Below are 13,011 nucleotides of genomic sequence, written 5' to 3'. Positions count from 1 at the left end.
TTCATTATTCATTATTCATTATTCATTATTCATTATTCATTATTCATTATTCATTGTTGAAGCAGCATTCCGCAGGAAATACTTACATCTATTGTTTAGTAATTTTTAGAGTTCTTAATAGTTGATTAAATTTATTGGTTACAGCTGCCATTGAATATCGACTAGATATAGTTTGTAGTGAATTTTTAGAAATTTCTGACCATAAATTATTGTCTAAATACAAATTAGCAACTTGTTGAGCAAAGTTTTCTGGATTATCTCCAATTAAAACATCATAACCATTTTTAATTCCCATTCCTTCTGCGGCTATAGGAGTTGCTACTACTGGCAAACCATAGCTAAAACTTGTCAGAATTTTCCCTTTAATTCCTGCTCCATATCTTAAGGGAGCTACTGACATTTTACAGTTATTAAAGTATTCTGAAATATCAGGTACATGACCAGTAATTATTACGTCATCAGATGATAATTTCAAAATTTCTTCAGGTGCTTTACTACCGATAATAAAAATTTTAATATCATCAATTTTTTGCTTAACTAAAGGAAACACTTCTTTTACAAAATAAAGTGCTGCATCTACATTTGGTGGGTGTTGAAATCCTCCAATAAATAAGATATTTTTTCTGTCTGTAAATCCTTTTTCTGCACCATATATATCTCTGGGCATGTGGAAAAATTCTATATTTTTTAAGTGGGGATTTTCCTTTTCTAACATTTGTTTTTCCATCATGCTGACCACTAATGTGCAGTCTGCTTTTGCCATTAATGCTAATTCTCTTTCTTTTGTCTCGATTGCTTTTTTATATAGTTTTGGACTATCTTTGAGTTTAGCTTCTCTTTTCTCTCGGAGGTAATGTAAATCAACTGTGTCATATATTATTGTTGCTTGTGGTGCAAACTTTTTCACACTATCTATATATTTTTCTGTAAATTCTAATCTAGCTAAATATACCACATCATATTGACTACCATAGGTCTCTAAATGAGATATGATTGAAGTTACATAAGAGCAATATAAACATTCAACTCCTAACCTTTGTAAATCTTCTGTATACTTTTCAAGATAAAGTAAATTATTCGGTGCAAAAGTTACTTTATAATCCAGAGATTGAAAAATTTTAATTAAATTAAAAGCTGTTACTGAACCTGAGTCTTGGTCTGGCGTTAACATACAAGCATCTATCATTAATAATCGTTTCTGCACGGGTCTTTCCCGTTCAAAATGAGGCTCAACTCCATTAGGTCGATGGAATTTTAAAACATTTTTCCATTTGTTCATAAACTTTTGATGATTAACTACCTGATATTTTTTGACTCCTTTATTAACATCTGTTCCTGAAGATATTCCTTCAAAATGAACAATTTTAGCTAGGGGTTGGTACAAGACTTTATATCCAGCTTTTCTAACTTCAAATCCTAGATCAGTATCTTCATAATATGCAGGTTTATAACGAGTATCAAAACCTCCTATTTGTCTCCATAATTTAGTAGGAATCATAATTCCTGCTCCAGAACAATAATCTACTTCTCGTAAATAACAATATTCTGGTTTATTGGGATGGTCTAATCTGCCATAATTCCAAGCTGAACCATCTTGCCAAATAATTCCTCCTGCTTCTTGAAGTTTGCCATTGGGATATAAAAATTTAGCTCCTACTAACCCAGCATCTGGTATTTGTTTGAATGTTTCTAACATTTCCTGGAAACAGTTAGGCATGACAACAGTATCATTATTTAAGAATATTAAATATTCACCTTTTGCCATTTCTGCACCTCGGTTACAAGAACCGATAAAACCTAAATTTTGTTCATTAAAAACCGATTTAATTCCAGATACTTGCCTTAATACTTCTTGAGTATTATCCTTGGAATGGTCATCCATAATAATTACTTCAAACGGTAAAGACTCGTCTAAAGTTTCTGCCAGGGACCTTAAACAATTGTAGGTATGTAAAATTTGGTTATAAACAGGAATAATTATGGAAATAATTGGTCTGTCACTAGTATTTAAAGTTAGCGATCGTGGTTCTAACAAACGCAAATCTTCTACAACTTCCAGGGGATAGGTAAATTCTCGATTTTTCATGGCTATAGTGTTTTGTAATTGCCAGGAAATTAAGTCATTATCTTGATTGTTATTAAGTGCTTCTTGATAAAAGAAAATTGCTTCTTTTAACTTCCCTTGTTTTACACAAGAATTGCCTAATTCCATTAAATCAAACTGTGTAGATTTATCTTGATTAGTTGACTGAGCTTGTAATCCCATTTGATAGAAAATCATTGCTTCATCTAATTCATTTTGTCTGACTAATGTCTGGCATAACTGTAAATATAGTTCTGGATCGTTAGGTTTAATTTCTAAAGCTTTATGATACAGTTCTATGTCATCTGGATTCTGTTTTATTGCCTGTTGATATGAATTAACTGCTTCTTTTGCATGAATTTGCATCTGTTGTTGTAAAGCATCTCCTAATTTTTTGTATGCTTTTGGTAAATCTGGCTGTAGTTTAATTGCATTACGATAAGTAGCGATCGCTTCGTGAAAATTTCCTATTTTTACTAATATTTCTGCTAAATTGAAATGAGACCAAGGGAATTCTGAGTTTAATTTTATAGCATGGCTATAAGCTGAAATTGCTTCTGACCATTTTTCTTGTGTGACTAAAACATCCCCCAAATTGTGATGAGACCAACAAAAATCTGGCTTTAATTCTATGGATTTATGATAAGCAGTAACTGCTGCTGATAACTCTCCCTTTTCTTGCAATAAATTACCTAGTTTATGATGTAATTCCCATAAATCAGGATTAATTTCAATTGCTTTTCTATAAGCCTTAATTGCCTCTTCTTTCTCTCCTTTTTCTACTAAATTATCGCCAATAATATGATAATCATCTGCCAACTTTGAGTTGACTATAACTGCATTACGATAAGTAGCGATATCTGAATTTTTCTCCTCTTGTGTAGCTATTTTCTCTAACGGAATATCAGCTATTTTTAAATTTTTACTAGGTTCTATTTGCTGTTGAGTATCAATTGTTTTTTCCTGAAGCTGATTTTCTGCATTTTTCAAAGACTGTCTTGCTTCTTTCCAGTCAGGAGCTAATTTAATTGCCCTACGATAAGCAGCACTTGCTTCTTTCCATTCACTCTTTTTTGCGAAAACTTTTCCTAAACTAAAAAAATATTTTGCCTGCTTAAAATTGGTTTGTTGTTGTTGTGTAGGTAGGGAAGTTTTTGTGGGAGTTTTTGATATCATCTTATTATTTATTGGTCGGTTAAGGTGGATAGTAAGTTCAATAGTTATAGCAATGAGCGCTGGTATATTTACAAATTGCAGGAGAGGCCAAATAGCTAAAAGTCTTATATTATTCCTGACGGAATGCTACGCAAACAGCAATTTATTCCCCCTGTTGCCTGTTGCCTGCGCACAGCACTATAATTGCGAAGTTTTTCTCCGCTTCAAGCACCCTTATATCTTCAAAAATTTATCTATTAATCAATTACTATTCAATCCATAATAAATCCTGGCAAAATATTTATTTCTGTATAGTCTCTGGAAATTTTGAAAATTTCTACACCCTACTCTGGTCAATAAATCTCTAATACCAAATCCGGTTTTCAAAAGTCCGTTATTCAAATTCTTCTCTAACCCTTCTGCCCTCTGCCTTACCTTCATAATAACGGTTCTTTCTAAACTGGATTTAGTATAATTGTCGCTTTTGGCTATTAATTAACTAGGCTGATTTTGTACTGATTTTTAATCTATTATTGGCTCTTACTATAAAACACTAACTTTACAGTGAAATCCGGAAATAAGTTATTAAGAAGGAAATTAAATAATCGAACAAATTGAGAATAGTTAAAAAGCATTATATTTTTTAAGTAGGGAAAAGGGAGCGGACGACAAAGAAAAAAAATCCCTATAAATAAATTCTAGGGAGTTGAAAATGATTTTATTATTCTTGAATAAATTAATAATTTTTTGATTACCAAATTAATGAGGTTAGCTTTAATATATCTATTTTCTTTTTTCCATTTGTTCCATATTTTTACTCCTTGTCTCAATATCTCTAATTTACAGCGCTTTTCAAATTAAAGTTTACTGAACAATGTAGATCTGCATAGTAATTAGGATATATAATTGCTTGAGATGAGCTTCTATTGGCAGTAGAAACTAACCTCATAACAACTCTATTGAATCATTGAAGATTCTCTTGAGTTATTTAGATCTAAATCTTTTTTCAAATTCCACTTGTCCTTGGTAGTTGCTAGATTCTACTTGTGGCAGAACAAAGTTGGTGCAATCTGTAACAACAGGTAAGAAGAAACTAAAGAAATAACTAAATCTTCAACCAGTCTTTTTAATAGGCTGGTTATTTTTTGAGATTGTTTTTTACACATTGAAATCAAACCTCCTTATTTGCTTCTTTAATAACTATCTCTATTTAATAGAGAATAAATCCTGGTCATTTCAGTTATCAGTTATCAGTAAAATATTTATTTCTGTATAGTCTCTGGGAATTTTGAAAATTTCTACACCCTACTCTGGTTAATAAATCTCTAATTATCGCTTTTTGCTGTTAATTAACTAGGATAGTTTTGCTCAATTTGTAATATATTATTGGCTCTTAATTTCACTATAAAATCCCACAATAAATGCTTAAGAAGGAAATGAGATAATCAAATAAATTGAAGATAGTTGAAAAGGATTATCTTTTTTAAGATGGGAAAAGGGAGCGGACAATAGAGAAAATAAAAATCCCTTAAAATAAATTCAAGGGATTTGAAAATGATTTTATTATTCTTGAATAAATCAATAACTTTTTTTCTTTCTTCCTTCTTCCTTCTTCAACTCTTACCAAATCAATGTTAAATCCAGAATAAATCCTGGTAAAACATTTTCTCCTGATACTGTCTGAGGATTTTCCAATATTTCTACATCCTGCTCTGGTCGATAAATCTCTAATTGTCGTTTTTTTCGATTAATCAACCACCCTAATTTTGCCCCATTTTCTACATATTCTCTCATCTTAGCTCTAGTTTTTTCTAAAGTATCGCTAGGAGACATTAGTTCTACTACAAAATCTGGGCATAAAGGTAGAAATTTATCTTGTTCTTCTAATGTTAAAGCATCCCATTTTTCTCTACTTACCCAAGAAGCATTAGGGGCACGTTGCGAACCATTTGGAAGTCGAAAAGCACAATTAGAATCAAACACTTCCCCCAGATTATTTTCAGAATTCCAGATATCTAATTGAGTAGTTATTTTTACATTACGTTTCCCTGTATTTCCTCCGGTAGGCGACATAATAATTAATTCTCCTGTAGCACTCCTTTCAAATCTGAGGTCGTCATTTTCCTGACAAAGTTGCCAAAATTGTTCATCTGTTAAGTCTATTTTTAATTCCAATCTTGGCGGTAAATAAATTGTGGGAGTCTCCATAATTATTCCTCGAATATTATTCAAAAATTAGCCATAATAAATTAGCTATCTTTAGTCATCTAAAGATGACTTCTGCTTTGAGTCAAGAAATTTATTTATTGGCGGATGACATGGCTCGCCAAAAATTTCAATCCTTGGCTAATAGTTTAAGTCATCTAAAGATGACTCTTGACGAGTATGCCATCTTTTTCATCTTTTTATATTGTGGTTAATTATATCAATTTGAAAAAAATTAGTGCTTGATATAAGTATTGGCAGGGCTAAAGCCCAACTACAAACAATAATCCTTAATCTGGTTAATTTTCTGTTAGTTCAATTGCACGTTGATAAGCTGCCACAGACTCATCAAGTTTACCTATTTCTTGTAAGGCATCTCCTAAAAGATGGTAAATTTCTCCTATATCTATATTTATCTCACTTTCAGGATAATTTTCTTCAGTTTCATTCGCTTCTAATTGAATGACTTGTTGATAACAATTGATGGCCTCTAACCATTCTCCTTTTTCTGCTAAAGCTTTACCTAAACTATAGTGAGCTTCCCATAATTTAGGATCTAATTCAATTGCTTGATAAAAACAAGCAACCCCTTGCTGTGTTTTATTTTCTGCTATTAAACCCCTGCCTAAAGTACAAAACTCTTGGGCAGTTGCCCAACTGGGATGTTGAATGAGTGCATTGTAAGATAATTCTTCTGCTTCATCAACTTTTCCTTGCTCTAGCAATACTTCAACTAAACCTCGATAACTATCCTTTAAGTCTGGTGAAAGTTTGATGGCTTTTTTGTAAGCAGCGATCGCTTCTTTTTGTCGTTGATGTTGAAAGTATAATTCTCCTAGACTGACATAAATTTCGGCAAAGTCTGGCTTAATTTCAATTGCTTTCTCATAAGCGGCGATCGCCTCGTCTGGTTTATTTATTTCTACCCAGGCTTTACCTATTATTTGATAAGCTACTGCATGGGGTTTTATGGAAATTGCCTCTTCACAAGTAGATATCGCGCTATAGAATTTACTATTTACAAAATCTGCTTCAGCTTGTTTAATTAAATCTGCTTGATTAATTTGAGGTAACTTCTCCTTCTTATTTTTATTAGAATTTGAATATGACTGCAAAATATCTTCAGTATTAATATATTGAAGTTTCTTGCCGTTCCCTTCTACCTGTTTTTTGACTGAAATATTACTAATTTTTCGAGCTTTTTCAGCATAAATAGCAGCCTTATCTAACTTGCCTTGACGCTTCAAAGTAGTCGCTAAATTTTGATAAGCAGCAGCATAGTTGGGGTTTAATTTTATCGCCCTTTGATAACAGAATATAGCTTTAGTTAATTGGCCTTGACGACAGAGAGTATTTCCAAGATTTAAATGTTGCTCGGGAGTGATGTTTGCTTGGTTGAGAGTGTATGCTTCATACCAACAGTCTGCTGCTTCTGCTTGTTTGCCTACTTGAGTCCATGCTTTGGCTAAATTGCGGTATGCTCCAGCAAAGTCTGGTTTGATGGCGATCGCTTGCTGGTAACAGGGTATTGCTTTTTCCCACAATTTTTCTTGGGCATACAAACTACCCAGGTTGACATGAATTGAAGCATCTTGACTATCAAGTGATATTGCTTTGAGGTAATTTTGTTTAGCTTCCTGGAGTTGACTAACACTGCCTATTTTTTGTTGAGCATTACCCAATATTTTGTACGCCATGGCCATCTCTGGTTGTACTGCTATAGCTTTCTGGCATTGGGCGATCGCTTTTTCATATAACCCTTCCTGGTTGTATGCTATGGCCTTTTGAATATAAACATCAGGTAGTACAACCGCTGATTTTGTGACATCAACATATTGAGCGTTTATTTGTGAATCTATTTTATCTTTTTCTTTTGGGTTTAATACCCCGCCATCTACACGGTGTTGAAAACTGGTTTGGGTTTGAGTCCCCATCCAATTTTGACTTTTGACTTTTGACTTTTGACTTTCCCCAATGCTGCTCTCTATTTCTAGTAACATTTCTTCTATTCTTTCTTCGTTATTTGCATCTTTGAGTGATACTTTTTGTTGCTCATTTCCATCAGTATTGATTAAACTTACTTCAACAGAAAGTAATAAGTTTTCTCCAGCAGTTTCTGTTACTTCTTTGATATGAAAATCCATTTCTGATTTTAAAGGGAAAGAATTATTTGTACCCTGAAGTCTGGGAAGATTGTCAGATGGTTGTAAATATTTTTTTGATGATTGATTATTAAAATTAAAAACAGAGACTACTGGACTAAATAACCTCTTGAAATGTTGTTCTAAAGATTTTAATGCTGCTTGAAAATTATTAGTCTTTCCTACTAACTGAAGCTCGACATTACTGATTTTATCCCGGTTAATTTCTCTATCAATTGTCTGTGTAATATCGGATTTTAAGCTATAGATATGATGACTTATATCACTATTATCTTTTTCTTTTAGATTTAATACCTCGCCGTCTAGACAGTGTTGAAAATTAGTTGGGGTTTGAGTCCCCATCAACTTCTGACTTCTTCCTTCTTCAATTTCATAAGCTTTTTCCAAAAATTTAGAGGCTTCTGCTTGCCTACCAACATGAGTTAATGCTGTTGCCAAATAACGGTTAGTATCTGCCATATTTGGACATATTTCAATTGCTTTTTGATAGCATTGAATTGCTTCTTGCCATTGTTGTTGTTGTCCGTATAAACTACCTAAATCTCTATAAATTTCTGGATCTGTTGGTGCAATAGATATTGCTTTTGTATAGAGCTGCCAAGCTTCTGCTGCCTTACCTTGATTTTGCAGCATTTTTGCTAATCTTTTATAACTTTCTACATTATCTCGCTCTACAGGAGTATTATTTTTTTCCTGGTTAATTCTTATTGAATTTATTTGATTAGCCGTATTTTTTACAGGTAAATTAGATGTTTTTTTGCCTAAATTACCATTGACATTTGAGAGATTTGTTATTCCTAATTTAATTGCCTTACGATAACAAGTATTCGATTCTTCAATATCGCCAGTTTTAGATAATGCTTCTGCAATATTTTGATAAGCTACTGCTGAATTAGGATTTAATTTTATAGCGCTACGATAACAAGAGATAGCTTCTGTTAATTTCTGATGTTTTAAGAGAGTATTGCCTAAATTTATATATTCTTGTTCTTTGATTTTTGTGGGTTCTAGACAGTAGGCTTGATATTGAAAAATTGCTGCTTCTTCTACTTTTTCAACTTTTTGATACGCTTTGGCTATGTTGCGGTAAGCAGGAACTAAATCTGGTTGAATATTAATAGCTTTTTGATAATACTCAATTGCTTCTTGCCACTGCTTTTTGCGAGCATATAAAGTGCCAATATTAACATAGGCTTCGGCAAAATTTGGTTGAATCTTAATCGCCCGTGAATACCATTCAAAAGCCGCTTCTATTTGACCTTCTTTTTGCAGAATAATCCCCATTGTTTTGCAGGCTGGAGCAAAATCTGGTTGATTTTTGAGAGCTTGTTCGCAAGCAGCTTTAGCTTCATCTAATTTCTTTCTATCTAAATAGAATAGAGCTTTTTTATGGAAGTGAGTGGCCGCTTCTGTTGGATTAACTTTAGGTGCCATTTTATTACTTGCTGCAGTTCGACTTATACGATCTTCTTCCCCTTTCCGGGACAAGGTAAATACATCAACTTCAGAATTAGAAAACTTCTTCTCCAGAAGATGTTTTTCCCGATCAGTTTGTTCCTCGCTCAGAAATTTTACTGTGGGATGAGAATTTACTTTTATTATACTTGCTTGCGATAGCATTTTTTCTAGTTTACTAAGGTTAATAATAATATCTTCAGTGAGGGAATTAGGATACATTATTTGGCGGATTGGGTAATAGGAAAAGTCTTCTCCTACTAAGTAGTAATACTTCAATCCTAATTGTTGAGCGATCGCCCAGTAATAATGTTTTATATAATTAGGAGAAACTAGCTCAATGACAGTAGTTTCGGGAGTGCAAAACATAATATTTGTCAGTCCACTACCATGAGGAGAAACTATTACCTTGGCATTGGCAAATAATGATGCTTGCTCTACAACAGAAAGAGTTTCGAGTTCGATGGTTATAAAGCCGTATTGACTTAATAGATCGATTACTTTTTCTTCATGAATAACTCTTCTATATTTAGCTTTATTCCGACTGATATAAATCCTTTCAGGATAGGAAATAACTTGATTATTTTGATTTTCTTTCTGTTTAAACCCATCCTTAAATACAGTAGATAGCGATCGGTTTAAAAATACTTGACGGTGAAATTCTAATGCCCATCTTTCTGCCCAAGCTAAATGGCCTGAAAAGGATGGAACTATTAATTTTTTAGCTTGAATATAAGGATGGCGATCGCTTTCTATAATTTTATCTTCTGGAATTCCTAAAATCCGGAGAGTTTCTTGTTGAAATGGTTGTTTAGTACTATTAATTAAAAACCAATCTATTTGCTCAAAATTTATACCATTGCGTCGCAAGATTTCAATCCGGGGTAATATGTCTACCATCCAATGAAAATAAACATTTCCTGACAACCCACATAAAACTGCTACTGTACCGTTTATTTGCTCTAAAGGAGGTAATTCTTCTGTAGTAAAAAACCGATGGTTATTAATATCGTATTTGTCACATCCTGGCAACTGGCCTGGGTATTCACGGGAGACTTCTGCTAATAATTGATTATCTTCATTAATAATGGCAATGGCATTACAAATCATCCAATTATTTTTTTGAGGAACTATCCATGCTCTGCCATTTACTACTTCTGTGACGAATTTTGGTGTTTCTGGAAAATCGATCTGGAAAGGCAGAGGGCAGGAGGCAGAAGGAAGAAGAGAATTTTGTATTTTTTCTCTAGAAAGACTATGAATACCATTTCCTAAATGAATTGGTTGAAGCTGTTTAAATATTCGTTTGAGACAAGGTTGACAGTCTAGCCCTTGACATTTAACTCGCTCTTTTGAAATTTGATTCCCCATCGACTTTTGACTTCTTACTTCCTCCTTCTTCCTTTTAACTTCTTCCTTCTTCCTTTTAATTTCTTCCTTTTGACTTCTTCCTTCTTCCTTCTTCCTCTCTTGGTGCGCATTCCCTTGCGTCTTTCGCCGACGCGGGGTCGCACCGCTTCTTCCTTCTTCAACTGATTCAACTGCCAATCCTAAATTGTAAATAATAATAGCCGTATTGAAGCGTTTTTGTTTAGCTAAACTATTGCCTAATTTCAGATGCAAATCAACATTTAATGGCTGAAATTTCAATGCTTTTTGATAATAATTCTCTGCCTGTGAATATTCGCCATATTCAAATAATACATTTCCCAAACTTGAGTAAGTTAAGATTAAGTTTTCTCTAACTTCTGCTAAATATAATTTATCTATTTCTTTTGAGTTTAATATCTCGCCATCTACAGGGTATTGATAATTGGTTGAGGTTTCATTCCCCATCCACTCCTTTTTTCTTCTTTCTTCCTTTTGACTTTTGACTTTTGTTTGCGGAGCATTCCGTAGGAAATTTTGAATTCTAACTTCTTCTGCTAAATATAATTTATCTATTTCTTTTGAGTTTAATATCTCGCCATCTACAGGGTATTGATAATTGGTTGAGGTTTCATTCCCCATCCACTCCTTTTTTCTTCTTTCTTCCTTTTGACTTTTGACTTTTGTTTGCGGAGCATTCCGTAGGAAATTTTGAATTCTAACTTCTTCTGCTAAATATAATTTATCTATTTCTTTTGAGTTTAATATCTCGTCGCCTACAGGGTTTTGATAATTGCTTGAGGTTTCATTCCCCATCCACTCCTTTTTTCTTTCTTCTTCCTTCTTCCTTGTTATTGTTGACTTTTGACTTCTTCCTTCTCCCTTCTCCCCTCTTCCTTCTTCCTTCTTCCTTCTTCCTTTTTCTAGTGTAACTAGAAATCTAGCACAAGCTATTTTTGCTTTTTCTAATTCATCTGATTCTGTTAATAAACTTGCTTTTTCACAATAACTTTCCACAAATAAATTATGACTAATCACCTTTTGTAAATGGGGTATTGCTGCAGCCAAATTTCCTAATTCCAAGAAAGAAAAAGCACAGTTACTATGAGCAGAAAGATTTTCTGGGTACTGCTTGATTATTTCCTGAAAATAAACAATAGCTTCTGAGTGTAAACCTCGTTGTTGATAAACTTTTCCGAGATTATGAATAGCTACTATTAATTGAGGGTTAAGTGCCAGTGCTTGACGATAATTAATAATAGCTTTTTCTACTTTTCCTACCTCGAAAAACGCTTGACCTTGGTTATTATAAAGAGAAGCATCATCTGGTTTTAAAAAAATAGCTTTTTGAAATATTTCGATTGCTTCTTTCGCTCTACCTTCCTTGACTAAAATACTAGCCCAATTACTATAAGCTTGAACTTTAATTAAAATATTTTCCGCCTTACCTTGGGATAAATTAATAACTTTTTGATAACTAGAAATTGCTCGTTCTAGTAAACCTTGTTGTTGTAAAACAATGCCAATATTATAGTAAGCTTGAATATGCTGTGGATGATGAGCGATCGCTTGTTCATAATGAATATAAGCTGCAGATAGATTTCCCTGATGCTGAAAAGCTGTCCCCAAGTTATACTGAATGTAGTAGAGATGTGGTACTAAAGTTAATGCTTCCTGGTATAACGATATAGCTGCTTCTAGTTTTCCCTGCTTTTGATATAACAATCCCCTTGAAGCCTTTTCTTCCGCCAACTTCAATACTTTTGAGGATTCGCTGCTTATATTTGGATGGTAGTGCATTGTAATGAGTTTTGAGCTTTGATTTGATACTATTAGGAGTCAGAATGAATGGCTTCAATGCCAATTTTTAGGCTGGAAATTCTCTTTTTTGTCAATAAGAGCGTGACAACAAAACCTTCTCTTCCCTATACTTTAAAACTTCCTCTTCTTCCCTCCTGATTCCTGAATCCTCCCTTATACTCCACATTCCGCACATAAATTTGTAACATTAAAAGTAGTATAAAAAATGATAACTTGGCAAGTATTTATACTGTATAAATCATCGTCATTGACCTTTTTCAGGAGTCAAAATTTCAGGAAAATATTAAGTATAAATATTTAATCTACCCAGACATAAGCTGCACATCATTTTCTACTGACTACTGACTATTGACTATTGACTACTTGGCTTTATACTACGTTTTGTCGTGCGAAATGTAGGTTATACCTGAACACTCCCTCTTCTTCCCTACTGACTCCTGAGTCAACTATTCAACCAGACATGATTATAGTTTGGGCTTACCGATATAATCTAAAAGCATTGATAAATAAAGACTTTAGAATTTTTGGAATATAATTTTAGTGCGCCTGTTTCAATCTAAAACGCTCCAAAAGTTAGTATTTTAGGCACATAGTTGGGTATAACAATCTTGGCACAAAACTTAGCTCCTACCTCCTCGCTCATTCCCATTTCTCCTGATTTCCCTTCCAGGGAGGGGTTAGAGGTGGGTTGTCTCCTACCCCTACTATAGCGCTACGCGCAAGTCAGAAGTCAGAAGTTAGAAGTTAGAAGTAATCCCTGAC

General features: G+C 33.5%; 4 protein-coding genes. 1 reads left to right on the top strand and 3 read right to left on the bottom strand.

Annotated elements, in window-relative coordinates; all coding sequences use genetic code 11:
* Positions 1 to 88 precede the first annotated feature (88 nt).
* Positions 89 to 3,259, bottom strand: a complete 3,171-nt coding sequence (locus AC3DU7_RS10745) for a tetratricopeptide repeat protein (RefSeq protein ID WP_488039343.1) — start codon at positions 3,257 to 3,259, stop codon at positions 89 to 91.
* 1,599 nt (positions 3,260 to 4,858) lie between these two features.
* Positions 4,859 to 5,446, bottom strand: a complete 588-nt coding sequence (locus tag AC3DU7_RS10740) for a Uma2 family endonuclease (protein WP_488039342.1) — start codon at positions 5,444 to 5,446, stop codon at positions 4,859 to 4,861.
* A 65-nt stretch (positions 5,447 to 5,511) separates the two neighbouring features.
* Between AC3DU7_RS10740 and AC3DU7_RS10735 the strand changes: the two genes are divergently transcribed.
* Complete coding sequence (locus tag AC3DU7_RS10735; RefSeq protein ID WP_488039341.1) at positions 5,512 to 5,658, top strand: hypothetical protein; 147 nt, start codon at positions 5,512 to 5,514, stop codon at positions 5,656 to 5,658.
* 84 nt (positions 5,659 to 5,742) lie between these two features.
* Here AC3DU7_RS10735 and AC3DU7_RS10730 read toward each other — a convergent pair whose 3' ends face one another.
* Positions 5,743 to 12,228 carry a tetratricopeptide repeat protein gene (locus AC3DU7_RS10730; RefSeq protein WP_488039340.1) on the bottom strand — a complete coding sequence of 2,162 codons (6,486 nt, stop codon included), beginning with the start codon at positions 12,226 to 12,228 and terminating at the stop codon, positions 5,743 to 5,745.
* Positions 12,229 to 13,011 lie beyond the last annotated feature (783 nt).

Source organism: Okeania sp., from assembly GCF_983059655.1.
This window is presented reverse-complemented; position numbering and strand designations above follow the sequence as displayed.